Origin of the sequence: Citrobacter sp. Res13-Sevr-PEB04-36, assembly GCF_015672735.1 — a bacterium.
Classification (GTDB): Bacteria; Pseudomonadota; Gammaproteobacteria; order Enterobacterales; family Enterobacteriaceae; genus Citrobacter.
Genome location: NZ_JADABY010000014.1, coordinates 219,304 through 242,613, shown reverse-complemented (window position 1 = coordinate 242,613; position 23,310 = coordinate 219,304). Strand labels below are relative to the sequence as shown.

Here is a 23,310-nt window from a genome sequence, read left to right as displayed (position 1 = left end):
TACTACTCCAAATTACTTGATAGTTTCGCTGTTAGATTTGAAGAAACGGACTTTTTTGCCGTCTTCGAATCTAAAGCCTACACGGTCAGCCTTGCCGGTTGCCGCGTTGAAGATAGCAAGGTTAGAGATCTGAATAGCTGCTTCTTTCTCTACAATGCCGCCTGGTTGGTTCAGGGCCGGAACCGGCTTCTGATGTTTCTTAACCAGGTTGATACCTTCAACAATGACCTTGCCGGAAGACAGGACATTTTTTACTTTACCGCGTTTACCTTTATCTTTACCGGTTAACACGATAACTTCGTCATCACGACGGATCTTCGCTGCCATGATTCGCTCCTTAGAGTACTTCTGGTGCCAGAGAGATAATTTTCATGAACTTCTCGTTACGAAGTTCACGAGTTACCGGCCCAAAAATACGCGTACCGATAGGTTGCTCGCTGTTATTATTTAAAATAACGCATGCATTACCATCGAAGCGAATGACAGAACCGTCCGGGCGACGAACACCCTTCTTGGTGCGCACCACTACCGCCTTCAGCACATCACCTTTTTTGACCTTACCACGCGGAATTGCTTCCTTGATGGTGATCTTGATGATGTCGCCTACGCCTGCGTAGCGACGGTGCGAGCCACCCAGAACCTTGATACACATTACGCGACGTGCACCGGAGTTGTCGGCGACGTTCAGCATAGTCTGTTCTTGGATCATTTTAGTGCTCCGCTAATGTCAACTACTACTGAGACCCGAAAATCAGGTCGTTAAAAAGCCCCATATCGGGGGCGCGGCATTATAACACCGCTTCAACGATATGGGTAGAAAAAATAAACGGCTCATCGCTGAGCCGTTTATTCGCTGAGAATGCATACTCTATTACAGAACAGCTTTCTCTACAACGCGAACCAGCGTCCAGGACTTAGTCTTGGACAGCGGACGGCATTCGCGGATTTCAACCACGTCACCAGTACCGCATTCGTTGTTCTCGTCATGTACGTGCAGTTTGGTCGTACGCTTGATGAATTTACCGTAGATCGGGTGTTTCACAAAACGTTCGATAGCAACAACAATGGATTTCTCCATTTTGTCGCTAACAACGCGACCTTGCAGAGTACGGATTTTATCGGTCATTACGCACCCGCCTTCTCAGTCAGTAAAGTCTTAACGCGTGCGACATCACGACGCACTTGCTTCAACAGGTGAGACTGTTGCAGCTGGCCACTTGCAGCCTGCATACGCAGGTTGAACTGCTCACGCAGCAGATTCAGCAGCTCGGTGTTCAGCTCTTCAACACTCTTCTCACGCAGCTCTTTTGCTTTCATTACATCACCGTCTTAGTTACAAAGGTGGTTTTAATCGGCAGTTTCGCTGCTGCCAGCTTGAATGCTTCACGGGCCAGCTCTTCCGGTACGCCGTCCATTTCATACAGGACTTTACCCGGCTGAATCAAGGCAACCCAATACTCCACGTTACCTTTACCTTTACCCATACGCACTGCCAGCGGCTTTTCAGTGATCGGTTTGTCCGGGAATACACGGATCCAGATCTTACCTTGACGCTTAACTGCACGGGTCATAGCACGACGTGCTGCTTCGATCTGACGGGCAGTCAGACGACCACGGCCAACAGCTTTCAGACCGAAGCTGCCGAAGCTAACATCCGTACCCTGCGCCAGACCGCGGTTACGGCCTTTGTGCATTTTACGGAATTTTGTACGCTTTGGTTGTAACATCAGCGACGCTCCTTATTTACGGCCTTTACGCTGCTGCTTTTTAGGTTGAGCAGCCGGTTCCGGTTGTTCAACAGCAGCCATACCACCCAGGATCTCGCCTTTGAAGATCCATACCTTAACGCCGATTACACCATAAGTGGTGTGCGCTTCAGAGGTGTTGTAGTCGATGTCAGCACGCAGAGTGTGCAGAGGTACGCGACCTTCGCGGTACCATTCGGTACGTGCGATTTCCGCGCCGCCCAGACGGCCGCTAACTTCAACTTTAATACCTTTAGCGCCCAGACGCATTGCGTTCTGTACAGCACGCTTCATAGCACGACGGAACATAACGCGACGTTCCAGCTGAGAAGTGATGCTGTCAGCAACCAATTTTGCGTCCAGTTCAGGCTTACGCACTTCGGCGATATTGATCTGGGCAGGTACGCCAGCAATATCAGCTACGACTTTGCGCAGTTTTTCTACGTCTTCGCCTTTCTTACCGATAACGATACCCGGGCGAGCAGTGTGAATGGTCACACGGATGCTCTTAGCCGGACGCTCGATAACGATACGAGATACAGACGCTTTAGCCAGTTCCTTTGTCAGGTACTGACGTACTTTAAAATCGCTGTCCAGGTTGTCAGCGAATTCTTTGGTGTTCGCAAACCAGGTTGAGTTCCATGGTTTTACAATACCCAGGCGAATACCATTAGGATGTACTTTCTGACCCATTGCTAGTCTCCAGAGTCTCAGCGATCGGACACAACCACAGTAATGTGGCTGGTGCGCTTCAGGATGCGATCTGCACGACCTTTTGCACGCGGCATAATGCGCTTCATGCTAGGGCCTTCGTCTACGAAAATTTTCGTAACTTTCAGATCGTCAATGTCAGCGCCATCGTTGTGTTCAGCGTTAGCAATGGCAGATTCCAGGACTTTCTTAACCAGTACAGCCGCTTTCTTATTGGTGTAGGTCAGAATATCCAGAGCCTGCGACACTTTCTTACCGCGAATCAGGTCTGCAACAAGGCGAACCTTCTGAGCAGAAGAACGAGCATGGCGATGTTGAGCTAAAGTTTCCATCTCTTCCTCCTACCTTATTTCTTCTTCGCTTTTTTATCAGCAGCATGGCCGCGATAAGTACGAGTCGGTGCGAATTCACCCAGTTTGTGACCGACCATTTCGTCGGAAACAAATACCGGAACGTGCTGACGACCATTATGGACAGCGATGGTCAAACCGATCATGTTAGGAAAGATCGTTGAACGACGGGACCAAGTGCGCAGGGGCTTCTTGTCTCCGCTTTCCACCGCTTTCTCTACCTTCTTCAGCAAGTGCAGGTCAATAAAAGGACCTTTCTTGAGAGAACGTGGCATGGCTTATCCTCTAAAATTATTTGCTACGGCGACGTACGATGAATTTATCAGTACGCTTGTTGCTGCGGGTCTTCTTACCTTTGGTCTGAACGCCCCACGGAGTTACCGGGTGCTTACCAAAGTTACGACCTTCACCACCACCATGTGGGTGATCGACTGGGTTCATCGCAGTACCGCGAACGGTAGGACGAACACCACGCCAGCGAGCAGCACCTGCTTTACCCAGAACGCGCAGCATATGCTCAGCATTGCCAACTTCGCCCAGAGTTGCACGGCAGTCTGCTTCGACTTTACGCATTTCACCAGAACGCAGACGCAGGGTGACATAAGCACCATCACGAGCAACGATCTGAACGTAAGTACCAGCGGAACGTGCCAGCTGACCGCCTTTACCTGGTTTCATTTCTACGTTATGAACGGTAGAACCAACCGGGATATTGCGCATCGGCAGGGTGTTACCTGCTTTGATTGCAGCATCAACGCCAGATTGAACCTGGTCGCCAGCTTTCAGGCCTTTAGGGGCCAGGATGTAACGACGTTCGCCGTCTTTGTACAGAACCAGCGCGATGTTCGCGGAACGGTTCGGATCGTACTCAAGACGCTCAACAATTGCCGGGATACCGTCTTTGTTGCGTTTGAAGTCAACAATACGGTAAGCCTGCTTGTGACCACCACCGATGTGACGAGTGGTGATGCGGCCATTGTTGTTACGACCACCGGATTTGCTGTTTTTTTCAACCAGCGGAGCAAAAGGTTTGCCCTTGTGCAGCTCTGGGTTGACCACTTTAACAACGTGGCGACGACCCGGAGATGTCGGTTTACATTTAACAACTGCCATTGTATTACTCCTCCGACTTACTCAGCGCCGCCGACGAAGTCCAGATTCTGGCCTTCCTTCAGGGTGACGTAAGCTTTTTTCCAGTCGCTACGACGACCGATACGCTGTCCGTGACGTTTAACCTTCCCTTTAACAACCAGGGTGTTAACGACTTCGACTTCGACTTCAAACAGTTTCTGCACAGCAGCTTTGATTTCTGCTTTGGTCGCGTCTTTAGCAACTTTGAGAACGATGGTATTGGTTTTTTCCATCGCAGCAGACGCTTTTTCAGAAACGTGCGGTGCACGCAGCACCTTCAGCAAACGTTCTTCACGAATCATGCCAGCATCTCCTCAACTTGCTTAACAGCATCAGCAGTCATTACGACTTTGTCGAAGGCGATCAGGCTAACCGGGTCGATACCAGTTGCATCGCGTACGTCAACCTTGTGCAGGTTGCGCGCAGCCAGGAACAGGTTTTCGTCCAGCTCACCGGTGATGATCAGCACATCTTCCAGAGCCATGTCTTTCAGTTTCTGTGCCAGCAGCTTAGTTTTAGGCGCTTCTACAGAGAATGATTCGACAACGATCAGACGATCCTGACGTACCAGTTCGGACAGAATGCTTTTCAGCGCGCCGCGGTACATCTTTTTGTTAACTTTTTGACTGTGGTCCTGCGGGCGAGCAGCGAAGGTTACGCCACCGGAACGCCAGATCGGGCTCTTAATAGAACCTGAACGCGCACGGCCGGTACCTTTCTGGCGCCACGGCTTTTTGCCTGAACCAGTTACTTCAGCACGAGTCTTCTGAGCACGAGTACCCTGACGAGCACCAGCTGCATAAGCAACAACAACCTGGTGAACCAGCGCTTCGTTGAAATCACGACCGAAGGTAGTTTCGGAAACAGTCAGCGCGCTCTGCGCGTCTTTCAATACTAATTCCATTGCTATCCCCTTACGCCTTCACAGCTGGTTTAACGATCAGGTCGCAGCCGGTCGCACCCGGAACACCACCTTTAACCAGCAGCAGGTTGCGCTCAGCGTCAACGCGTACTACGTCAAGGCTCTGAACGGTGACACGCTCGTTACCCATCTGACCTGCCATTTTCTTGCCTTTGAACACTTTGCCCGGAGTCTGGTTCTGACCGATAGAACCCGGAACGCGGTGAGACAAGGAGTTACCGTGAGTCGCGTCCTGGGTACGGAAGTTCCAGCGCTTAACGGTACCAGCGAAACCTTTACCTTTAGAGGTACCGGTTACGTCAACTTTTTTAACGTCAGCAAACAGTTCAACGCTAATGTTCTGACCAACGGTGTATTCTTCACCATCTGCCAGACGGAACTCCCACAGGCCGCGGCCAGCTTCTACGCCAGCTTTAGCAAAGTGACCAGCTTCCGGCTTGGTTACACGGTTAGCTTTTTTAGCACCAGTGGTAACCTGAACAGCGCGATAGCCATCGTTAGCCAGATCTTTGATCTGAGTAACGCGGTTTGCTTCAACTTCGATAACGGTTACTGGGATAGATACGCCATCTTCAGTGAAGATGCGGGTCATACCCACTTTTTTACCGACTAAACCAATCATTGTATCAACCTCTCAATCGCTCGATGACCTGATTAACCCAGGCTGATCTGCACGTCTACACCGGCAGCCAGGTCCAGACGCATCAGAGCATCAACGGTTTTTTCAGTTGGCTCAACGATGTCAACCAGACGCTTGTGAGTGCGAATCTCGTACTGATCACGCGCGTCTTTGTTAACGTGCGGAGAGATCAGAACGGTAAAGCGCTCTTTGCGGGTCGGCAGCGGGATCGGACCACGAACCTGCGCACCAGTGCGCTTGGCAGTCTCGACGATTTCCGCGGTTGATTGATCAATCAGACGATGATCAAACGCTTTCAAACGGATACGGATTCTTTGGTTCTGCATGAGACCAGAGCTCCAATTATTTTATAGACGAAATAGTTACTCCTCAAACCCATTACGATTGATGGGAGAGTGTAACCGTTCTTACAGAGTTCCCCGATTGGGAACATTGTCTGGTATCGCTTTCGCAGTACCGGTGGCTCATATCGAACCGCTGTCAATATTAGACAAGCCCGCGCATTATACGTAAATCTCAGCCTTACGCAAGCACCGTGTAGATATTAATCACTCAACCGGTAATGCGAGCATGATTCCACTCGGAATGCAGAGGTACTTGTGCATCGTAATTTACCTGGAAAGTAGCCGACAGAATGAGCAATCGAGCCTTGTATGGCCGACACGTTTTCTTGAAGGTGGCATCTATTTCCACAAAGGATTCACGCATGTACACCGATCTCCCCTTTCTGTTTTTCTACATTTCACTATGTGGGCTGCTTTGGGCCCAGGATTTACGTACCGGGTTATTACCCGACAGGTTGACCTGCCCTCTTCTCTGGTGCGGTCTTATTTACTACCAGTGCTGTCAACCGGCACTCCTATCCGATGCACTTTGGGGAGCCATAGCAGGCTATAGCGCATTTTCTCTGATCTACTGGGGCTATCGCCTGGTGCGGCGATATGAGGGATTAGGCTATGGTGATGTAAAATTCCTCGCCGCATTGGGTGCCTGGCATCGGTGGGAATCATTACCGCTATTGGTCTTCCTCGCGGCTTGTTTAGCGTGCTGCATGATGGGAGCTGAATATGTAAGGCACGGAAAAAAAAGACTAAAAAACCCGCTGCCTTTTGGGCCATATCTGGCGGCTGCGGGTTTTATTATTGGCGGGGTAAATCTGATTCGGGGCGTTTAGTCACTGACTTTAATTTGCGACTGCAAGTAATTTTGCAATCCCAATTTTCCAATCAGATCCAGCTCCGTTTCGAGCCAGTCAATATGCCCTTCTTCATCAGTCAGGATCTCTATCATCATGTCCCGACTGACATAGTCATGAACACTATCGGCATAGGCAATGGCTTCACGTAAATCTTTTGCGCCATCCAGTTCAAGTCGAAGATCTGACTGCAGCATCTCCTCGACGTCTTCGCCAATCCCTAACTTACCCAAGTCCTGTAAGTTTGGGAGTCCTTCCAGAAACAAAATACGCTCGATATATTTATCGGCGTGTTTCATCTCATCAATAGATTCATGGTACTCAACATCATTGAGGCGAGTCAGCCCCCAGTTTTTAAACATTCGGGCATGGAGAAAATACTGGTTGATCGCGACAAGCTCATTTCCCAATAGTTTATTGAGATAATTTATGATTTTAACATCACCTTTCATTTTATAGTCCCTCCGCTTCCACTCTTAGAGCGTAGATGGGGCTACAGGGATGTCAAAAAAAAGAGTGTGACTTAGGCGATCTCTTTAAATTCAGGCATTTTTGTTAACTCATCTTGCATCACTTCACGCGCGGCGCGAATGCACTTACCACATTGATTTCCAACAGGAATAAATTTACGTAATTGCTGAAAGGATTGCGGATGAAACTGGCGAACAGCCTGACGAATTTTTTTATCACTTATCGCATTACACAAACAAACGTACATGATCGCTCCCGTTCAATTTATGCGCAAAGTGTAAATGAGAATAGTTATGATTACAATAGCACAATACTGTTTGTATGCCGCCGCGGCTTGCGAAAAATGCGAATAAATATTACAGGTGTCAAATATCAGGCAGCAAAAAGGGCGCCTAAGCGCCCTTTTCAATTCAAAACTAATTAACGAGTAATTAGCTCAGAACTTTAGCAACAACGCCCGCACCAACGGTACGGCCGCCTTCACGGATTGCGAAACGCAGACCGTCGTCCATCGCGATCGGGTGGATCAGGGTAACAACCATTTTGATGTTGTCGCCCGGCATTACCATCTCTACGCCTTCCGGCAGTTCGATGGTACCAGTCACGTCAGTAGTACGGAAGTAGAACTGCGGACGGTAGCCTTTGAAGAACGGAGTATGACGGCCGCCTTCGTCTTTGGACAGGATGTAAACTTCAGATTCGAACTTGGTGTGCGGCTTGATAGAGCCCGGCTTAGCCAGTACCTGACCACGTTCGATTTCTTCACGTTTGATACCACGCAGCAGAACACCAACGTTCTCACCAGCACGGCCTTCGTCCAGCAGTTTGCGGAACATTTCAACGCCAGTACAGGTAGACTTCGCAGTCTCTTTGATACCAACGATTTCAACTTCTTCGCCAACTTTAACGATACCGCGCTCTACACGACCGGTAACAACGGTACCACGGCCGGAGATGGAGAATACGTCTTCGATAGGCAGCAGGAACGGCTTGTCAATCGCACGTTCTGGTTCCGGGATGTAAGAATCCAGGTAGCCAGCCAGTTCAACGATTTTAGCTTCCCACTCAGCTTCGCCTTCCAGCGCTTTCAGAGCAGAACCACGAACGATCGGAGTATCGTCGCCCGGGAAATCGTACTGAGACAGAAGTTCACGAACTTCCATTTCTACCAGTTCCAGCAGCTCTTCGTCATCAACCATGTCGCATTTGTTCAGGAACACGATGATGTACGGAACGCCAACCTGACGACCCAGCAGGATGTGCTCACGAGTCTGCGGCATCGGGCCGTCAGTCGCAGCAACAACCAGGATCGCGCCGTCCATCTGCGCAGCACCGGTGATCATGTTTTTAACATAGTCGGCGTGGCCCGGGCAGTCTACGTGTGCGTAGTGGCGAGACGGGGTGTCATATTCAACGTGAGAAGTGTTGATGGTGATACCACGTGCTTTTTCTTCCGGTGCGTTATCGATCTGATCGAATGCACGAGCAGAACCGCCGTAGGTTTTAGCCAGTACGGTGGTGATTGCAGCGGTCAGAGTAGTTTTACCGTGGTCAACGTGGCCGATGGTGCCGACGTTAACGTGCGGTTTTGTACGTTCAAATTTTTCTTTAGACACGGCTATATTCCTTACTATAGTGCTCTCCCCTTATAGAGAGAGCACGGGATTTTGGTTTTTAACCTACGGCTTATTTACCGCGGGCTTCGATTACGGCCTGAGCAACGTTGTTCGGCGCATCATCATACTTCAGGAATTCCATAGAGTAAGATGCACGACCTTTGGTCAGAGAACGCAACTGAGTTGCATATCCGAACATTTCAGACAGCGGAACTTCAGCATGAATCTGAACACCAGTAGCGTTAGATTCCTGACCTTTCAACTGACCACGACGACGGCTAAGGTCACCGATGACGTCACCAGTGTTCTCTTCCGGCGTTTCTACTTCAACCTTCATGATCGGCTCAAGCAGAACAGGTTTCGCTTTCTTAAAGCCATCTTTGAAGGCGATAGAAGCAGCCAGTTTAAACGCCAGCTCAGAGGAGTCAACGTCATGGTAAGAACCGAAGTGCAGACGCACGCCCAGATCAACAACCGGATAGCCAGCCAGCGGGCCAGATTTCAGCTGTTCCTGGATGCCTTTATCAACGGCCGGGATGTATTCGCCAGGAATTACACCACCTTTAATGTCGTTGATGAACTCGTAGCCTTTCGGGTTTGAACCCGGCTCCAGCGGGTACATGTCGATAACAACATGACCGTACTGACCGCGACCACCAGACTGCTTAGCGTGTTTACCTTCGATATCGGTAACTTTCGCGCGAATCGCTTCACGGTAAGCAACCTGAGGTTTACCGACGTTCGCTTCAACGTTGAATTCACGCTTCATGCGGTCAACGATGATGTCGAGGTGCAGCTCACCCATACCGGCGATAATGGTCTGGTTAGATTCTTCGTCAGTCCATACGCGGAAAGACGGGTCTTCTTTAGCCAGACGGCCCAGAGCCAGACCCATTTTTTCCTGGTCAGCTTTGGTTTTCGGTTCTACCGCGATGGAGATTACCGGCTCAGGGAATTCCATACGCTCCAGAATGATTGGCGCGTTAGGATCACACAGAGTGTCACCCGTAGTTACGTCTTTCAGACCGATCGCAGCAGCGATGTCGCCCGCGCGAACTTCTTTGATCTCTTCACGCTTGTTAGCGTGCATCTGAACGATACGACCGAAACGCTCACGTGCAGCTTTCACGGAGTTCAGGATGGTATCACCAGAGTTAACCACGCCAGAGTACACGCGGAAGAAGGTCAGGTTACCCACGAACGGGTCGGTAGCGATTTTGAATGCAAGAGCAGCAAACGGCTCTTCATCGCTAGCGTGACGCTCAGCCGGAGTATCTTTACCGTCGTCCAGAATACCGTTGATCGCAGGTACGTCGACTGGGGATGGCAGGTAATCAATTACCGCATCCAGCATCGCCTGAACACCTTTGTTCTTGAACGCAGAACCACAGGTTACCAGGATGATTTCGTTGTTCAGAACACGCTGACGCAGAGCTTTCTTGATCTCTTCTTCAGTCAGTTCTTCACCACCCAGGTATTTCTCCATCAGCTCTTCTGAAGCTTCTGCAGCGGACTCGATCAGGTTCTGGTGCCATTCTTCAGCCAGTTCCTGCATGTCTGCCGGGATATCTTCATAAGTGAAGGTTACGCCTGCATCTTCTTCGTTCCAGTTGATGGCTTTCATTTTCACCAGGTCAACAACACCGGTGAAATGTTCTTCAGCACCAATAGCCAACTGCAGCGGAACAGGAGTCGCGCCCAGACGGGTTTTGATCTGACCAACAACTTTCAGGAAGTTCGCACCCATGCGGTCCATTTTGTTAACGAACGCAATACGTGGAACTTTATATTTGTTAGCCTGACGCCATACGGTTTCAGACTGCGGCTGAACACCACCAACTGCGCAGTAAACCATTACTGCACCATCAAGCACACGCATGGAACGTTCTACTTCGATAGTGAAGTCAACGTGCCCCGGGGTGTCGATGATGTTTACGCGATGCGGTTCATACTGCTTGGCCATACCAGACCAGAACGCAGTAGTCGCTGCGGAGGTGATAGTAATACCACGCTCCTGCTCCTGTTCCATCCAGTCCATGGTGGCTGCGCCGTCATGAACTTCACCGATTTTATGGTTTACACCGGTGTAGAACAGAATACGTTCGGTAGTAGTGGTTTTACCGGCGTCGATGTGCGCACTGATACCGATGTTACGGTAGCGCGCGATGGGTGTTGTACGAGCCATTTGATTCCTCGTTTATCTTTTAGGCGTTCAATTTAAGTAGCCCAAAGCGGGCTGCTTACAGGAAGCGCCCGCCTGGTGACTATTACTCCGAAGGGATTACCAACGGTAGTGTGCGAACGCCTTGTTGGCTTCTGCCATACGGTGAACGTCTTCACGTTTCTTAACTGCAGTACCTTTGTTTTCTGCAGCATCAGAAAGTTCGTTCGCCAGGCGCAGAGCCATGGATTTATCACCGCGTTTACGAGCAGCTTCAACGATCCAACGCATTGCCAGAGCATTACGACGAACCGGACGGACTTCAACTGGTACCTGGTAAGTAGAACCACCAACGCGGCGAGACTTAACTTCGACAGTCGGGCGCACGTTTTCGAGGGCTACTTCAAAGGCTTCCAGGCCATCTTTACCAGCACGCTGAGCCAGGGTCTCCAGGGCGCTGTATACGATGGTTTCTGCAGTAGATTTTTTACCATCTACCATCAGGATATTTACAAATTTAGCCAGCAGCTCTGATCCGAACTTAGGATCCGGCAGAATTTTACGCTGACCAATGACGCGACGACGTGGCATGGGAATACTCCGTTGTTAATTCAGGATTGTCCAAAACTCTAAGAGTTTAGTTTGACATTAATATAAAACGTTTGGCCTTACTTAACGGAGAACCATTAAGCCTTAGGACGTTTCACGCCATACTTGGAGCGAGATTGCTTACGGTCTTTAACGCCGGAGCAGTCAAGCGCACCACGAACGGTGTGGTAACGAACACCCGGAAGGTCTTTTACACGACCGCCACGGATCAGGATCACGGAGTGCTCCTGCAGGTTGTGACCTTCACCACCGATGTAGGAAGTCACTTCAAAACCGTTAGTCAAACGCACACGGCATACTTTACGCAGTGCGGAGTTTGGTTTTTTAGGAGTGGTGGTATATACACGGGTACATACACCACGTTTCTGCGGGCAGGCTTCCAGCGCAGGCACGTTGCTCTTTGCAACTTTGCGTGCGCGTGGTTTGCGTACCAGCTGGTTAACTGTTGCCATTAAATAGCTCCTGGTTTTAGCTTTTGCTTCGTAAACACGTAATAAAACGACCTCATACAATATGAGGACGCAGAATTTTAGGTCGGTGTCGAAAAGGTGTCAAGAAATATACAACGATCCCGCAATTACCAGGCTATCTGGTTGGGATGCTTCACCGTAAGTCTGACGAAGTCAGTATAGCTAACCCTGACGACACTGTCTGAAATTTGACCGCCCAACCCGCGAGCCTTAATGTCTTCTTCCAGTACATAAACCTTAATGGAGGCGTTTTGCAGCGTTTCAAGGAAACGGCTACCTTCTATGGCTGCAGTCACGCCGTCCTGGAGCAATAAGAGCTCGTCATCTGCACCAATAAGACGCAGCAAGGAGGAGAAGTCTGTCAGCCACGCGGAACGACGTAACGTATGCAGCATGCGAGTTTAGAACCTCATAATGACGTCATAGTTGCCAAGTTCACAGCGCAGTTCTTCAGGTTCAAGTACCGTCGCATCGACAACGAATTTCATGTCCGTATCAAGACCACGTTCGCGCAATGAGGCAGCGCACAGCCAACATTGTTCTATATCGTACAGCCCTAACAATTTGAAGGTCGCAATATAGTCCCGTGCCAGAATGAGATCAGGTTTTTGCTCTGGCAGGATTTGGAAGACGCCGTCCCCGATAAAAAAGACACCGAGATCTTCTGTTAGCGCTGATGTCGCCAGTAGTGCATCCAGACCTTCACGGCCCGATGCGCTCCCGTGCGGCACGGTGGAAAATACAAAAGCGATTCGATTCATTAGAACTGCACCACGCGATCGCATGTCAGGGATGCCTCAGCCAGCGAACCCAGCCCACTGAGGTTAAAGCCTGATTGTAAATTAGCCCCAGCCAGCCCCAACCTCGCAGCTTCCGTTTCATCGACCACGCCTCGGCGGAGTGCCGCTGCCACGCAGATATTCAGCTCCACATCATGTTGTTGGTTAAGCTGTTGCCAGGCACGAACCAGATCGAATTCATCACTGGCGGGCGATGTCAGAAGGTTGGCGTTATAAACGCCTTCCCGATAGAAAAAGACTCGGCTTAACTCATGACCTTCTTCAATCAATGCGTGAGCAAATTGCAATGCGCTGCTCGCCTGCTGCGTGCCATAAGCAGGCCCAGTGACGACGATAGCAAAACGCATTACTTGTCTTGCCCCTGGAAATCACCGCTTTTGAACTGGCGAATATAGAGGTAGACCGTATGCTTGGAGATATTCAGACGGTCGGCGACCTGATTAATAGCATCTTTGATATCGAAGATGCCTTTCTCATACAGATTCAGGACGATCTGACGATTCTTCGCATTGTTGGAGACGTTACGATCGGCATTCACTTCTTCAATCGTGAACTCCAGCGTCTGGGTAACCAGATCTTCCACTGATGAGGCGAAATTCACAGCAGAGCCCACTTCCGGGGTTTCCGGTGGGATAAAGGTATTCATTATCTGCGAGAAAGGAACATCAAGGTTCATGTTGATGCACAGCAGACCAATTACGCGATGCTCACGGTTGCGAATGGCAATCGTCAACGACTTCATCAAGACACCACTTTTCGCACGTGTGAAGTAACACTTCGACACGCTGCTATCCGCACCCGTCATATCATGCAGCATACGCAACGCCAGATCGGTAATCGGTGAGCCGATTTTACGGCCCGTATGTTCACCGTTAGCAATGCGAATAGCCGAGCATTTCAAATCCTGCAAAGAGTGCAATACGATTTCACAATGGGAACCAATGAGCATCGCCAACCCGTCCACTACCGCTTCGTAGGATTTAAGGATATCGAAGTCGGTTTGATCGAAAGGACGTTGATCCAGCAAATCTAGCTCACTGGTTTCGTTGGTTAAAAGCGACCTGGACATGAAAAAAAGCACTCCTTTTCAGGAGCCTGTCGTTATGTTGTCAGGGCAGGCTCATCACTATTAGGGGCATCTAAAGTAATACAGCGCACAAGGCGCTTTCCAGTATTAATTATATCCTGTCGATAATAAAAAACCGCCGCCCTGTGGGCGGCGGTTTTTAGTGACTTACTTTTTGCTGCTGTCTGCAGCTTTATCAGCCGGCGCAGCGGCTGGCTGAGCATCCGCTTTCGGTGCTGGTTTGATATCTAACAGCTCAACATCAAAGACCAGCGTGGAGTTAGCCGGGATCCCCGGAACACCGGTTTTGCCGTATGCCAGATCGGGTGGAATAACCAGTTGGATTTTACCACCTTTCTTGATGTTTTTCAGGCCTTCGGTCCAGCCAGGGATAACACCGTCAAGACGGAAAGAGAGCGGCTCACCACGGGTATAAGAGTTATCAAACTCTTTACCATCAATCAGCGTACCTTTGTAGTTCACCACAACGGTATCGCTGTCTTTCGGTGCTTCGCCAGTACCTTCTTTCTCTACTTTGTAGACCAGGCCAGTAGAAGAGGTTTTAACCCCTTTCTCTTTAGCAAACTTCTCGCGGTACACTTTACCTTTGGCTTCGTTATCAGCCGCGTCTTTTTCCATTTTCGCCTGAGCGGAAGACTTCACGCGCGCTTCAAACGCCTGCAGGGTTTGCTCGATTTCCTGGTCGGACAGTTTGCTCTTATCTGCAAATGCATCCTGAACACCTGCGATCAACTGGTCTTTATCCAGTTTGATGCCCAGTTTTTCCTGTTCTTTCAGGGAGTTTTCCATGTAACGACCCAGAGACGCGCCCAGCGCGTAAGCAGATTTTTGGTCGTCATTTTTGAATGCGGCTTTGCTGTCAGCAGTAGCGGCTGGTTTCGCAGCATCGGCGGCGAAGGTGATCGGGGCATGCAGAGCTACGGCCATCGTGGTCGCCAGCAGCGTTACTTTAAACAGTGATTTCATCCATCTCTCCAGGGCCGGGGCATCTCACCCCAGGGTTAACTAACACAAAATGTACTATAAAGCGTTGCAGAACAAATCAACATACGGGCACGCCCTATTATCACCACTTTTCAGACTCTTTTTGTTTAAATTAGTTTCGTTGCGAAGGAATGAGTGCTGTGCAAACAGACAAAGTTGAGTAAAATTCGCCGCAGTCCGCGATCTGCCGGAAATAACAGAAGAGGTGAATCATGCAGGATACAACGATGGAAACCCGCCTGGCTGAGCTGGAAAGTCGCCTGGCATTTCAGGAAATCACCATTGAAGAACTCAACGTGACGGTCACCGCTCACGAACTGGAAATGGCTAAACTGCGCGATCATCTGCGTCTATTGACGGAGAAGCTTAAAGCAACGCAGCCATCCCACATTGCGTCGCAGTCCGAAGAGACACCGCCGCCGCATTATTGAGACGTAAAAAAAGCGGGGTTTCCCCGCTTTTTTTGTGCCCGATGACGCTAATGCTTATCGGGCCTACTACCCCAAGAATCTCAAATCACAGCCAACACCGCTGTAGGTTGAAAAACGACGGGTATTAGTGGCAACCGCAGCCGCCGCCGTTACCTTTGCCTTTACCGCCACCACCGCAGCAGCCTTCGCCGCCGTGTTCATGACCATGATCGTGGTCATGACCGTGACCGCCGCAGCAACCATCGTGACCATGTTCGTGATCGTGGTCATGGCCGTTTGCACCGTGAACGTGGCCGTGAGCCAGTTCTTCTTCGGTTGCTTCACGGATAGCGACAACTTCTACGTTGAATTTCAGATTCTGGCCAGCCAGCATGTGGTTACCGTCAACCACGACATGGTCGTCTTCCACTTCGGTAATTTCTACCGGTACTGGACCCTGGTCGGTTTCCGCCAGGAAACGCATGCCAACCTGCAGTTCGTCAACGCCCATGAAGACGTCTTTCGGCACGCGCTGCACCAGGTTTTCATCATACTGACCGTAAGCGTCGTTTGCGCCAACAGCAACATCGAATTTATCGCCAACTTCGTGACCGTCCAGCGCTGTTTCCAGGCCAGAAATCAGGGAACCGTGACCATGCAGGTAGTCCAGCGGTGCACTCACCGGAGACTCATCAACCAACACACCGTCTTCTGTACGTACCTGATAGGCCAGGCTGACCACCAGGTCCTTTGCTACTTTCATGATATCTCCTGAGCATGGAAAGAATAGTGGCGCAGATTGTAGCGGAATTCTGCACCTGTGTACCCTCTAGCTTAAAAAAAGCTGCGGCATATCGCTAGTCCGGATGAAAAATCCCGATCACTTGCTCTTCTTTGCGAACGTGGTCGCGGGCTTCTTTATCCGCTTCTCGCATCTGATGACCACACTTAACACACTCAACAATATCGATATTATTTTCGCGCCACATCGCCAGTGAATCCTGCGCCTGGCAGGATGGGCATTTTGCACCTGCAATAAAACGTTTACGAATTGCCATGGTTATCCTCTACTCAAATTCATCCCAGCCGTCCGGCTGACGTCGCTCTCGCTGCATTTCACGCTGGAAAATCTCTTCCAGTTCGCGCCTGGCCTCCCGGGCACGAGAGATTTGTACCGTATCGGTGTGGATAGGGATCAGTTCCCGCAACATACTCATATCCAGCCGACGAAAATGCAGTTGGGCACGCTGCGCCTGGTGCGGATGCATCCCCAATGACACCAGCGTTTTTCGCCCTAATTCCAGCGCGCTGGAGAAGGTTTCGCGGGAAAACTGCGTTACACCAGCCTGTAATAACTCATGAGCTTCCACACGTCCGCGAGCGCGCGCAAGAATATGCAAATGCGGAAAATGTTGTTGGCACAATTCCACTAACTTCATCGTATCTTCGGGTTCGTTACAGGTAATGACAATCGATTGTGCCGCTTCTGCACCGGCAGAACGTAAAAGTTCCACCTGCGTGGCATCGCCGTAATACACCTTATAACCGTATTTACGCATCAGATTCACCGCGCTGATATCCCGCTCCAGCACGGTAATACGCATTTTGTTCGCCATCAGCAAACGGCCAATCACCTGCCCAAAGCGGCCAAAACCCACCACAATCACCTGCGGCTTATCGTCTTCCACCCAGGGTTTTTCATCTTCTTCATCCGGGCCGTTAATCTGGCGGGAAAGCCATTTATCAATCAGTTTCATCAACAGCGGTGTGGTCATCATTGACAACGTGACGGTCACCAGCAGCAGCGCCATCTGATCACCCTGAAACAATCGCTGTGAAGATGCCGTTGAAAACAGAACGAAGGCAAACTCTCCCCCCTGGCTTAGCACCCCGGCAAACTGCATCCGTTCCGAGCTTCTCATCCCATTCAGGCGCGCCAGCACATACAGCACCAACGTTTTAACCACCACCAGCACAATAACGCTTACCGCCACCCACAGGATGTGGGTATACAACACGCCAAGATTGAGCGACATACCGACAGAAATAAAGAACAGCCCCAGCAACAGCCCCTTGAAGGGATCGATAGCCGTTTCCAGCTCGTGTCGGTATTCGCTTTCCGCCAGCAATACGCCGGCGATAAACGTCCCCAACGCCATCGACAGTCCCAGCGCGTCCATAAATAAAGCAGAACCGAGCACCAGCAATAGCGTAGCGGCGGTGAATACCTCCCGCACGCCGGAATCTGCAATAAAGCGGAAAACGGGGCGCAACAAATAGCGCCCACCAATCAACATACCGGCAAAGGCCAGCACCTTCATGCCCACTTTGATCCAGTCAAAATGTTCATCGCCAGAGCCCGCCAATAACGGCACCAGCGCTAACGCCGGGATCACCGCCAGATCCTGAAACAGCAGTACCGAAAAGCCCAGTTGCCCCGATTCGCTGCGGTTCATCCCCTTTTCTCGCATCAGTTGCAGCGCCATAGCAGTAGAGGACATCGCCAGGCCAATTCCGCCCACCACGGCCGCCTGCCAGGAGAAGTGTGTCAACATCAGCAGCCCGGCCAGGATCAGCGCACTAAGCATCACCTGCGCGGCGCCAACGCCAAAGATAGAGCGCCGCAGTTGCCACAATTTGGCCGGATTAAGCTCCAGCCCAATGATGAACATCAGAAAAACCACACCAAGTTCAGAGAAATGCAGGATTTCATCCACATCGCTGATGAATCCTAGCCCCCACGGGCCAATCGCGATCCCCGCCAGTAAATACCCTAACACCGGGCCGATACCCAATTTTGACGCCAGCGGCACCGCCGCCACCGCCGCGAAGAGGAACAGCACTCCCGCAGTCAATAAGTCAGAACCTTCCATCAGCGGCCTCCCACGGGGATTGGATTTGCCAGCCACTCACCATACGCTTTGGCGTGGCTGTCCAGTTCCGGCTTCGTTTGCCGTCTGGCCCAGTAAACAATGATGGGACTCATCCAGTGCATGCGACACATACCGGCTGTCAGCTCAAAGGGGCGCAGCACATCGCTCATTGGATAGCGGTTCAGCGCGTCATAGCGGTACGCGCTTTCGGGTTCACCGGTGGTGATGACGCTCCGCCAGTACTTTCCCGCCAGCTGATTTCCTCCCAGCCCACTGGCAAACCCACGACTCAGCACACGGTCAAACCACTCTTTGAGCAGCGCTGGACAGCTATAGGTATACAGCGGATGCTGAAAAACAATCACATCATGGTCACGCAGCAGCGTCTGCTCATGCGGGATGTCGATAAAAAAATCAGGATAGTGCGCATAAAGATCGTGCACGGTAACGTTACTGAGCTGCATGGCCGGTTTAAGCAGCACCCGGTTCGCGACCGAGTCCTGAGATTCCGGATGGGCATACAGCAGCAAAACTTTCGCTGGCTGGAACATCATCCCCCTCCCGGTTATGTCTTTGTCTATTTTCGGCGTTTTGGGCTACCATTGCGCCTCGGTGCGGCAAACCGCCCACACATTACATTATCATAATGATAAATTAACATAGTCTGAACATACGGCGCCTTATGATTGTTTTCTCCTCGTTACAAATTCGTCGCGGCGTGCGCGTCCTGTTGGAAAATGCCACGGCCACCATTAATCCAGGTCAGAAAGTGGGCCTGGTGGGTAAGAATGGCTGCGGTAAATCTACCCTGCTGGCATTGCTGAAAAATGAAATCAGCGCCGACGCTGGCGGGTTTACATACCCAGGTAACTGGCAGCTCGCCTGGGTAAATCAGGAAACGCCCGCGCTTGCTCAGCCTGCGCTGGAATACGTCATTGACGGCGACCGCGAGTATCGTCAACTGGAAGCACAGTTGAACGAGGCCAACGAACGTAACGACGGGCATGCGATTGCTACCGTGCACGGCAAACTGGACGCCATCGACGCCTGGACCGTGCGCTCGCGTGCCGCCAGCCTGCTGCACGGCCTCGGTTTTTCTAACGAACAACTTGAACGCCCGGTCAGCGATTTCTCCGGTGGCTGGCGCATGCGTCTCAACCTGGCTCAGGCGCTGATTTGCCGTTCAGACCTGCTGCTGCTCGATGAACCGACCAACCACCTTGACCTCGACGCCGTTATCTGGCTGGAAAGATGGCTAAAAAGCTATCAGGGCACGCTGATCCTGATCTCCCACGACCGTGATTTCCTCGATCCGGTGGTAGACAAAATTATTCATATCGAACAGCAAACGATGTTCGAGTACACCGGTAACTACAGCGCATTTGAAGTACAGCGTTCCACTCGTCTCGCGCAACAACAGGCGATGTACGAAAGCCAGCAGGAGCGCGTGGCGCATCTGCAAAGCTATATCGACCGTTTTCGGGCGCAGGCCACCAAGGCCAAGCAGGCGCAGAGCCGTATCAAGATGCTGGAACGCATGGAGCTGATTGCCCCAGCCCATGTCGATAACCCGTTCCACTTCAGCTTCCGCATCCCTGAAAGCCTGCCTAACCCACTGCTAAAAATGGAGAAGGTCAGCGCAGGTTATGGCGAAAATATTATTCTCGACTCCATCAAGCTGAACCTGGTGCCGGGTTCGCGCATCGGCCTGTTAGGCCGTAACGGTGCGGGTAAATCCACGCTGATCAAACTGCTGGCAGGCGAACTGGCACCGATTAGCGGTGAAATAGGCCTGGCGAAGGGCATTAAGCTCGGTTACTTCGCCCAGCATCAGTTAGAATTTTTACGTGCTGACGAGTCACCAATTCAGCATCTGTCTCGCATGGCGCCGCAGGAGTTAGAACAGAAGCTGCGTGATTACCTCGGCGGCTTCGGCTTCCAGGGCGATAAAGTCACCGAACAGACCGCTCGCTTCTCGGGGGGGGAAAAGGCTCGACTGGTGCTAGCGCTGATCGTCTGGCAGCGTCCGAATCTGCTGCTGCTCGATGAACCAACTAACCACCTGGATCTCGACATGCGTCAGGCGCTGACCGAAGCGTTAATCGATTTCGAAGGCGCGCTGGTAGTGGTGTCGCACGACCGTCACCTGATCCGCTCCACCACCGACGATCTCTACCTGGTGCACGACAAGAAGGTCGAACCGTTCGATGGCGATCTGGAGGATTATCAGCAATGGCTGAGCGAGGTACAAAAGCAGGAAAGTCAGAGCGATGAACCGGCAAAAGAGAGTGTCAACAGTGCCCAGGCGCGTAAAGATCAGAAGCGCCGTGAAGCCGAACTACGCACCCTGACCCAGCCGCTGCGTAAAGAGATTACCCGTCTGGAAAAAGAGATGGAGAGACTCCAGGCACAGCTTGCACAAGCGGAAGAAAAACTCGGTGACAGCGAGCTGTACGACCAAAGCCGCAAGGCCGAACTGACCGCGTGCCTGCAACAGCAAGCCAGTGCGAAGTCCGGGCTGGAAGAGTGTGAAATGGCCTGGCTGGATGCGCAGGAGCAGCTTGAGCAGATGATGCAGAACGACTAACCACGAAAGGCGGACGATGAACTTATCAATCACCGACGATATTACCTTCCGCAAACTGACCATCTTCATGACCTTTATGGAGAAGGGCAACATCGCCCGTACCGCCGAGGCGCTGGATATCAGCGGCGTGAGCGTGCATCGGGCGCTGCATACGCTGGAAGAGAACGTTCGTTGTCCGCTGTTCGTGCACAAAGGGCGTAACCTGATTGCACAACCGGCGGCGTGGACGCTGCTGGAGTACTGCCAGGAAGTGACCCAGTTAATGGAGCGTGGGCTGGAAGAAGCACGTAAAACGGCGGGCGTCGGTCAGGGGCGCTTGCGTGTCGGCACGCTCTACTCGTTAACGCTGGAAACAGTGCCACACCTGATTATGGGTATGAAGCTGCGCCGTCCGGATCTAGAAATGGATCTGACGATGGGATCAAACGAAGCCCTGCTGAATATGCTGGAGAGCGGTACCCTGGATGCGATTCTGATCTCTATCTCTGAAAGCGAGATCGACCGTAACAGTCTGGAAGTGTTGCCGCTGTTCCACGATGATATCTACCTTGCTGCGCCGATCACGGCAGCGCTGGATCCCAGCAAAACGGCGGATCTTCGCAATTATCGCAATGAGAAGTTCGTCTCGTTAGCGGAAGGCTTTGCCACCTATGCGGGATTCCAGGAAGCGTTTCATGTCGCCGGGTTTGAGCCTTCAATCGTCACTCGCGTGAACGATATTTTCTCAATGCTCAGTCTGGTGCAGGCGGGGGTTGGATTCTGTTTGATGCCAGGGCGAATGAAGAAGATGTATGAGAATACCGTGAAGCTGCAAAAGCTGTCAGAGCCCTATCAAATGCAGCAGCTGATCGCGATTGTCTTTGCCCGCAACCGCGAGCGCGACCCGAGTTTGCTGGCGTTAGCTGCCGAAGGGCGGATGTATGCGCGGAGTTTAAAGAACAGTGCCTGATTGCCGGATGGCAACGCTAACGCGTTTTTCCGGCCTACCGATCTTGTTGGCCCGATAAGCGCAGCGCCATCGGGCAATACCACTATGCACGCAGCCGTTTCGCCAGATGTACAGCAACGTCCACCCCGCTGCGTTCCAGCGAAATTGACTCCCCTTCCCACGCCGCCTGACGCGTCAGGCAGGTCAGCACACCGCCAGGTGGCATTTCAATCGCCAGCCGGGCTTCACGCTCATTGGCGGAGACAACCGCCTCCTGCCAGCGCACGGTGCGCGCCATATTCATGGCCAAATCGTCGGCAATGCGCTCCGGCTGCCATAGTACGCGTCCTGTGCTGCCGCTGAGATAAGCGTAGCGAGGACGGGAAAGTGTCACCTGGCTAAACGCCTCTGCCAATTTTTGCGCAGGTTCTGCCAGGAGTTCGCAATGTGACGGTACGCTAACCGCCAGACGGTGAGCCTTGCTCGCCCCTTTCTCCAGCGCCCGTTTTGCTACTCCAGCCATTGCCTCATCAGCGCCAGCAATAACAATCTGCGTTTCGGCATTGAGGTTGGCGATATACGTTCCGCTACCCGCCACCAGCGATTCCACCTGCGGCAACGTCAGCCCCATAATCGCTGTCAGGCCGTAGCCGTGCGGATAAGCCTGCTCCATCAAATCACCGCGCAACGCCACCAGCGTCAGCGCATCTGTAAAGTCGAGCGCTCCGGCAATCACCGCCGCCGGATATGCACCAATCGACAGCCCGCTCACAATGTCTGGTGAAACGCCGCGACGTTCCAGCTCGCGCGCCCAGGCAACTCCGGCAATCAACAGCGCTAACTGTACCGCTCGGGTGTGTTGCAATGCGTCAGGGGAATCCAGCGTATCCGCGTCTGCCCCCAGCACTTCACGTGCCTGTGCTAATTCCGTTCCCGGCAGGCTATGCAGCATCTGCGGATGCTGAGTTCCCTGTCCCGGAAAGGTAAACAGGATTTTCATTTACTCCTCCCTGCTCCACGGGGCGCTCACCAAGCGCGGCCCCTGCGATGTTTTCAACAGTGCCCTGCCGTCGCGCAGCCATTCGTTCAGGGCAAACGCGCCATACGGCGTTTCTACCTGAGTGTCAGCGCGGCACAGACCGTCCGTAAGCTGTTGCTGCCATTTTTCCATCACCTCGCGTGATAGCGCCTGCGGGGCACGGATCAGCAAATCCAGATCGCTACTGGCATGAATCACCGGGATCCCACTCGCCAGCGCATAACCGGTGCTACCGGTAATACCCCATGTCCACGGCCACGCTTGCTGTGACAGTAACAAAGCCACCTGAACCGGTGGCTGAGAGATAAACGGTGAACGCAGCAGCGCCTGCGGGTCAACCAGCGACTCCGGCGTGCAGACGCGGGTAACGGCGTCAGGATTCACCCAACCCGCCGCCCGCTGATCGCGCTTCATGCCGCGCACACCGACGGGGATACGCCCTGCCTCGTCAACATCACGCCGTACAACCACCGGCAGGCCGGTATGCCACACGTCATCCACCCAGGATTCCGTGGTCCCTTCCAGCGCGTCACGCGCATTCAGCCAGATAAGATCGTGCGGGCGTAATGTTGAGGTCATCA

Annotated in this window: 34 protein-coding genes; 4 read left to right on the top strand and 30 right to left on the bottom strand. The window is 52.0% G+C overall.

Going from position 1 to position 23,310, the window contains the following annotated elements; translation table 11 throughout:
- Positions 1–12: 12 nt before the first annotated feature.
- The 13 genes from rplX to rpsJ all read right to left on the bottom strand — a co-directional run bounded on the left by rplX (position 13) and on the right by rpsJ (position 5,825).
- Positions 13–327: a 50S ribosomal protein L24 gene (gene rplX / locus IMQ48_RS04600; RefSeq protein ID WP_003031122.1), complete on the bottom strand. Its 315-nt coding sequence runs from the start codon at positions 325–327 to the stop codon at positions 13–15.
- A 10-nt stretch (positions 328–337) separates the two neighbouring features.
- Positions 338–709 (bottom strand): 50S ribosomal protein L14, encoded by a 372-nt coding sequence (gene rplN / locus IMQ48_RS04595; RefSeq protein ID WP_000613954.1) that lies wholly within the window; start codon positions 707–709, stop codon positions 338–340.
- A 162-nt stretch (positions 710–871) separates the two neighbouring features.
- Positions 872–1,126: a 30S ribosomal protein S17 gene (gene rpsQ, locus IMQ48_RS04590; RefSeq protein WP_003031120.1), complete on the bottom strand. Its 255-nt coding sequence runs from the start codon at positions 1,124–1,126 to the stop codon at positions 872–874.
- Positions 1,126–1,317 (bottom strand): 50S ribosomal protein L29, encoded by a 192-nt coding sequence (gene rpmC / locus IMQ48_RS04585; RefSeq protein WP_000644742.1) that lies wholly within the window; start codon positions 1,315–1,317, stop codon positions 1,126–1,128. Before rpmC ends, rpsQ begins: the two co-directional genes overlap by 1 nt.
- Positions 1,317–1,727 carry a 50S ribosomal protein L16 gene (rplP, locus tag IMQ48_RS04580; protein ID WP_000941212.1) on the bottom strand — a complete coding sequence of 137 codons (411 nt, stop codon included), beginning with the start codon at positions 1,725–1,727 and terminating at the stop codon, positions 1,317–1,319. The genes rpmC and rplP overlap by 1 nt, the downstream gene beginning before the upstream one ends.
- 12 nt (positions 1,728–1,739) lie before the next feature.
- A complete protein-coding gene (gene rpsC / locus IMQ48_RS04575) occupies positions 1,740–2,438 on the bottom strand; it encodes a 30S ribosomal protein S3 (protein ID WP_006817277.1) in 699 nt (232 codons plus the stop codon).
- A 17-nt stretch (positions 2,439–2,455) separates the two neighbouring features.
- Positions 2,456–2,788: a 50S ribosomal protein L22 gene (gene rplV, locus IMQ48_RS04570; protein ID WP_000448832.1), complete on the bottom strand. Its 333-nt coding sequence runs from the start codon at positions 2,786–2,788 to the stop codon at positions 2,456–2,458.
- 14 nt (positions 2,789–2,802) lie between these two features.
- On the bottom strand, positions 2,803–3,081 hold the full coding sequence (rpsS, locus tag IMQ48_RS04565) for a 30S ribosomal protein S19 (protein ID WP_001138115.1): 279 nt from the start codon (positions 3,079–3,081) through the stop codon (positions 2,803–2,805).
- A 16-nt stretch (positions 3,082–3,097) separates the two neighbouring features.
- A complete protein-coding gene (gene rplB / locus IMQ48_RS04560; protein WP_038634702.1) occupies positions 3,098–3,919 on the bottom strand; it encodes a 50S ribosomal protein L2 in 822 nt (273 codons plus the stop codon).
- A gap of 17 nt (positions 3,920–3,936) precedes the next feature.
- Positions 3,937–4,239, bottom strand: coding sequence for a 50S ribosomal protein L23 (rplW, locus tag IMQ48_RS04555; protein WP_004868363.1), 303 nt, complete (start codon positions 4,237–4,239; stop codon positions 3,937–3,939).
- Entirely contained in the window at positions 4,236–4,841 is a 606-nt protein-coding gene (gene rplD / locus IMQ48_RS04550) for a 50S ribosomal protein L4 (protein WP_003031119.1), read from the bottom strand. The genes rplW and rplD overlap by 4 nt, the downstream gene beginning before the upstream one ends.
- A gap of 10 nt (positions 4,842–4,851) precedes the next feature.
- Positions 4,852–5,481, bottom strand: coding sequence for a 50S ribosomal protein L3 (rplC, locus tag IMQ48_RS04545; protein ID WP_096759318.1), 630 nt, complete (start codon positions 5,479–5,481; stop codon positions 4,852–4,854).
- Between the two features lie 32 nt (positions 5,482–5,513).
- Complete coding sequence (gene rpsJ, locus IMQ48_RS04540; protein WP_001181005.1) at positions 5,514–5,825, bottom strand: 30S ribosomal protein S10; 312 nt, start codon at positions 5,823–5,825, stop codon at positions 5,514–5,516.
- A gap of 380 nt (positions 5,826–6,205) precedes the next feature.
- Here rpsJ and IMQ48_RS04535 point away from each other — a divergent pair, with 380 nt between their 5' ends.
- Positions 6,206–6,673, top strand: a complete 468-nt coding sequence (locus IMQ48_RS04535) for an A24 family peptidase (protein ID WP_196208068.1) — start codon at positions 6,206–6,208, stop codon at positions 6,671–6,673.
- Here the strand turns inward: IMQ48_RS04535 and bfr are convergent.
- The 11 genes from bfr to fkpA form a co-directional block, all read right to left on the bottom strand.
- Positions 6,670–7,146, bottom strand: a complete 477-nt coding sequence (bfr, locus tag IMQ48_RS04530; protein ID WP_135324095.1) for a bacterioferritin — start codon at positions 7,144–7,146, stop codon at positions 6,670–6,672. The two genes, IMQ48_RS04535 and bfr, sit on opposite strands and share 4 nt — an antisense overlap.
- A gap of 71 nt (positions 7,147–7,217) precedes the next feature.
- Complete coding sequence (gene bfd, locus IMQ48_RS04525) at positions 7,218–7,412, bottom strand: bacterioferritin-associated ferredoxin (protein WP_159137316.1); 195 nt, start codon at positions 7,410–7,412, stop codon at positions 7,218–7,220.
- A 184-nt stretch (positions 7,413–7,596) separates the two neighbouring features.
- Complete coding sequence (gene tuf, locus IMQ48_RS04520) at positions 7,597–8,781, bottom strand: elongation factor Tu (protein ID WP_096759316.1); 1,185 nt, start codon at positions 8,779–8,781, stop codon at positions 7,597–7,599.
- Between the two features lie 70 nt (positions 8,782–8,851).
- A complete protein-coding gene (fusA, locus tag IMQ48_RS04515; RefSeq protein ID WP_196208067.1) occupies positions 8,852–10,966 on the bottom strand; it encodes an elongation factor G in 2,115 nt (704 codons plus the stop codon).
- A 96-nt stretch (positions 10,967–11,062) separates the two neighbouring features.
- Complete coding sequence (rpsG, locus tag IMQ48_RS04510; protein WP_135324092.1) at positions 11,063–11,533, bottom strand: 30S ribosomal protein S7; 471 nt, start codon at positions 11,531–11,533, stop codon at positions 11,063–11,065.
- A 95-nt stretch (positions 11,534–11,628) separates the two neighbouring features.
- Entirely contained in the window at positions 11,629–12,003 is a 375-nt protein-coding gene (gene rpsL, locus IMQ48_RS04505; RefSeq protein WP_003023654.1) for a 30S ribosomal protein S12, read from the bottom strand.
- 125 nt (positions 12,004–12,128) lie between these two features.
- Positions 12,129–12,416: a sulfurtransferase complex subunit TusB gene (gene tusB / locus IMQ48_RS04500; protein ID WP_196208066.1), complete on the bottom strand. Its 288-nt coding sequence runs from the start codon at positions 12,414–12,416 to the stop codon at positions 12,129–12,131.
- A gap of 6 nt (positions 12,417–12,422) precedes the next feature.
- A complete protein-coding gene (gene tusC / locus IMQ48_RS04495; RefSeq protein WP_196208065.1) occupies positions 12,423–12,782 on the bottom strand; it encodes a sulfurtransferase complex subunit TusC in 360 nt (119 codons plus the stop codon).
- Positions 12,782–13,168 carry a sulfurtransferase complex subunit TusD gene (gene tusD, locus IMQ48_RS04490; RefSeq protein ID WP_196208064.1) on the bottom strand — a complete coding sequence of 129 codons (387 nt, stop codon included), beginning with the start codon at positions 13,166–13,168 and terminating at the stop codon, positions 12,782–12,784. The genes tusC and tusD overlap by 1 nt, the downstream gene beginning before the upstream one ends.
- Positions 13,168–13,890 carry a transcriptional regulator gene (locus tag IMQ48_RS04485; RefSeq protein WP_000091462.1) on the bottom strand — a complete coding sequence of 241 codons (723 nt, stop codon included), beginning with the start codon at positions 13,888–13,890 and terminating at the stop codon, positions 13,168–13,170. Before IMQ48_RS04485 ends, tusD begins: the two co-directional genes overlap by 1 nt.
- Positions 13,891–14,055: 165 nt before the next feature.
- Positions 14,056–14,874 carry an FKBP-type peptidyl-prolyl cis-trans isomerase gene (gene fkpA / locus IMQ48_RS04480; protein ID WP_196208063.1) on the bottom strand — a complete coding sequence of 273 codons (819 nt, stop codon included), beginning with the start codon at positions 14,872–14,874 and terminating at the stop codon, positions 14,056–14,058.
- A gap of 230 nt (positions 14,875–15,104) precedes the next feature.
- On the opposite strand from fkpA, the gene IMQ48_RS04475 reads away from it, so the two are divergent.
- Positions 15,105–15,323 carry a protein SlyX gene (locus tag IMQ48_RS04475; RefSeq protein ID WP_003023639.1) on the top strand — a complete coding sequence of 73 codons (219 nt, stop codon included), beginning with the start codon at positions 15,105–15,107 and terminating at the stop codon, positions 15,321–15,323.
- Positions 15,324–15,447: 124 nt separating this feature from the next.
- Here the strand turns inward: IMQ48_RS04475 and slyD are convergent, their stop codons facing one another.
- The 4 genes from slyD to kefG all read right to left on the bottom strand — a co-directional run bounded on the left by slyD (position 15,448) and on the right by kefG (position 18,726).
- Positions 15,448–16,065 (bottom strand): peptidylprolyl isomerase, encoded by a 618-nt coding sequence (gene slyD / locus IMQ48_RS04470; protein WP_196208062.1) that lies wholly within the window; start codon positions 16,063–16,065, stop codon positions 15,448–15,450.
- Between the two features lie 94 nt (positions 16,066–16,159).
- Positions 16,160–16,360 carry a YheV family putative zinc ribbon protein gene (locus IMQ48_RS04465; RefSeq protein ID WP_042322806.1) on the bottom strand — a complete coding sequence of 67 codons (201 nt, stop codon included), beginning with the start codon at positions 16,358–16,360 and terminating at the stop codon, positions 16,160–16,162.
- 9 nt (positions 16,361–16,369) lie between these two features.
- On the bottom strand, positions 16,370–18,175 hold the full coding sequence (kefB, locus tag IMQ48_RS04460; RefSeq protein WP_196208061.1) for a glutathione-regulated potassium-efflux system protein KefB: 1,806 nt from the start codon (positions 18,173–18,175) through the stop codon (positions 16,370–16,372).
- Positions 18,175–18,726: a glutathione-regulated potassium-efflux system ancillary protein KefG gene (gene kefG / locus IMQ48_RS04455; protein WP_196208086.1), complete on the bottom strand. Its 552-nt coding sequence runs from the start codon at positions 18,724–18,726 to the stop codon at positions 18,175–18,177. The genes kefB and kefG overlap by 1 nt, the downstream gene beginning before the upstream one ends.
- A gap of 131 nt (positions 18,727–18,857) precedes the next feature.
- Here kefG and IMQ48_RS04450 point away from each other — a divergent pair, with 131 nt between their 5' ends.
- Complete coding sequence (locus IMQ48_RS04450) at positions 18,858–20,762, top strand: ABC transporter ATP-binding protein (protein ID WP_196208060.1); 1,905 nt, start codon at positions 18,858–18,860, stop codon at positions 20,760–20,762.
- Between the two features lie 16 nt (positions 20,763–20,778).
- Entirely contained in the window at positions 20,779–21,711 is a 933-nt protein-coding gene (locus IMQ48_RS04445; protein WP_196208059.1) for a LysR family transcriptional regulator, read from the top strand.
- An 82-nt stretch (positions 21,712–21,793) separates the two neighbouring features.
- On the opposite strand, the gene mdcH is transcribed toward IMQ48_RS04445, so the two are convergent.
- Positions 21,794–22,690: a malonate decarboxylase subunit epsilon gene (gene mdcH / locus IMQ48_RS04440; protein ID WP_196208058.1), complete on the bottom strand. Its 897-nt coding sequence runs from the start codon at positions 22,688–22,690 to the stop codon at positions 21,794–21,796.
- Entirely contained in the window at positions 22,691–23,308 is a 618-nt protein-coding gene (locus IMQ48_RS04435; RefSeq protein ID WP_196208085.1) for a malonate decarboxylase holo-ACP synthase, read from the bottom strand.
- Positions 23,309–23,310: the final 2 nt, after the last annotated feature.

Coding starts and splice junctions, on each gene's coding strand:
- rplX (WP_003031122.1), bottom strand. CDS start 327: ATGGCAGCGAAGATCCGTCGTGATGACGAAGTTATCGTGTTAACCGGT.
- rplN (WP_000613954.1), bottom strand. CDS start 709: ATGATCCAAGAACAGACTATGCTGAACGTCGCCGACAACTCCGGTGCA.
- rpsQ (WP_003031120.1), bottom strand. CDS start 1,126: ATGACCGATAAAATCCGTACTCTGCAAGGTCGCGTTGTTAGCGACAAA.
- rpmC (WP_000644742.1), bottom strand. CDS start 1,317: ATGAAAGCAAAAGAGCTGCGTGAGAAGAGTGTTGAAGAGCTGAACACC.
- rplP (WP_000941212.1), bottom strand. CDS start 1,727: ATGTTACAACCAAAGCGTACAAAATTCCGTAAAATGCACAAAGGCCGT.
- rpsC (WP_006817277.1), bottom strand. CDS start 2,438: ATGGGTCAGAAAGTACATCCTAATGGTATTCGCCTGGGTATTGTAAAA.
- rplV (WP_000448832.1), bottom strand. CDS start 2,788: ATGGAAACTTTAGCTCAACATCGCCATGCTCGTTCTTCTGCTCAGAAG.
- rpsS (WP_001138115.1), bottom strand. CDS start 3,081: ATGCCACGTTCTCTCAAGAAAGGTCCTTTTATTGACCTGCACTTGCTG.
- rplB (WP_038634702.1), bottom strand. CDS start 3,919: ATGGCAGTTGTTAAATGTAAACCGACATCTCCGGGTCGTCGCCACGTT.
- rplW (WP_004868363.1), bottom strand. CDS start 4,239: ATGATTCGTGAAGAACGTTTGCTGAAGGTGCTGCGTGCACCGCACGTT.
- rplD (WP_003031119.1), bottom strand. CDS start 4,841: ATGGAATTAGTATTGAAAGACGCGCAGAGCGCGCTGACTGTTTCCGAA.
- rplC (WP_096759318.1), bottom strand. CDS start 5,481: ATGATTGGTTTAGTCGGTAAAAAAGTGGGTATGACCCGCATCTTCACT.
- rpsJ (WP_001181005.1), bottom strand. CDS start 5,825: ATGCAGAACCAAAGAATCCGTATCCGTTTGAAAGCGTTTGATCATCGT.
- IMQ48_RS04535 (WP_196208068.1), top strand. CDS start 6,206: ATGTACACCGATCTCCCCTTTCTGTTTTTCTACATTTCACTATGTGGG.
- bfr (WP_135324095.1), bottom strand. CDS start 7,146: ATGAAAGGTGATGTTAAAATCATAAATTATCTCAATAAACTATTGGGA.
- bfd (WP_159137316.1), bottom strand. CDS start 7,412: ATGTACGTTTGTTTGTGTAATGCGATAAGTGATAAAAAAATTCGTCAG.
- fusA (WP_196208067.1), bottom strand. CDS start 10,966: ATGGCTCGTACAACACCCATCGCGCGCTACCGTAACATCGGTATCAGT.
- rpsG (WP_135324092.1), bottom strand. CDS start 11,533: ATGCCACGTCGTCGCGTCATTGGTCAGCGTAAAATTCTGCCGGATCCT.
- rpsL (WP_003023654.1), bottom strand. CDS start 12,003: ATGGCAACAGTTAACCAGCTGGTACGCAAACCACGCGCACGCAAAGTT.
- tusB (WP_196208066.1), bottom strand. CDS start 12,416: ATGCTGCATACGTTACGTCGTTCCGCGTGGCTGACAGACTTCTCCTCC.
- tusC (WP_196208065.1), bottom strand. CDS start 12,782: ATGAATCGAATCGCTTTTGTATTTTCCACCGTGCCGCACGGGAGCGCA.
- tusD (WP_196208064.1), bottom strand. CDS start 13,168: ATGCGTTTTGCTATCGTCGTCACTGGGCCTGCTTATGGCACGCAGCAG.
- IMQ48_RS04485 (WP_000091462.1), bottom strand. CDS start 13,890: ATGTCCAGGTCGCTTTTAACCAACGAAACCAGTGAGCTAGATTTGCTG.
- fkpA (WP_196208063.1), bottom strand. CDS start 14,874: ATGAAATCACTGTTTAAAGTAACGCTGCTGGCGACCACGATGGCCGTA.
- IMQ48_RS04475 (WP_003023639.1), top strand. CDS start 15,105: ATGCAGGATACAACGATGGAAACCCGCCTGGCTGAGCTGGAAAGTCGC.
- slyD (WP_196208062.1), bottom strand. CDS start 16,065: ATGAAAGTAGCAAAGGACCTGGTGGTCAGCCTGGCCTATCAGGTACGT.
- IMQ48_RS04465 (WP_042322806.1), bottom strand. CDS start 16,360: ATGGCAATTCGTAAACGTTTTATTGCAGGTGCAAAATGCCCATCCTGC.
- kefB (WP_196208061.1), bottom strand. CDS start 18,175: ATGGAAGGTTCTGACTTATTGACTGCGGGAGTGCTGTTCCTCTTCGCG.
- kefG (WP_196208086.1), bottom strand. CDS start 18,726: ATGTTCCAGCCAGCGAAAGTTTTGCTGCTGTATGCCCATCCGGAATCT.
- IMQ48_RS04450 (WP_196208060.1), top strand. CDS start 18,858: ATGATTGTTTTCTCCTCGTTACAAATTCGTCGCGGCGTGCGCGTCCTG.
- IMQ48_RS04445 (WP_196208059.1), top strand. CDS start 20,779: ATGAACTTATCAATCACCGACGATATTACCTTCCGCAAACTGACCATC.
- mdcH (WP_196208058.1), bottom strand. CDS start 22,690: ATGAAAATCCTGTTTACCTTTCCGGGACAGGGAACTCAGCATCCGCAG.
- IMQ48_RS04435 (WP_196208085.1), bottom strand. CDS start 23,308: ATGACCTCAACATTACGCCCGCACGATCTTATCTGGCTGAATGCGCGT.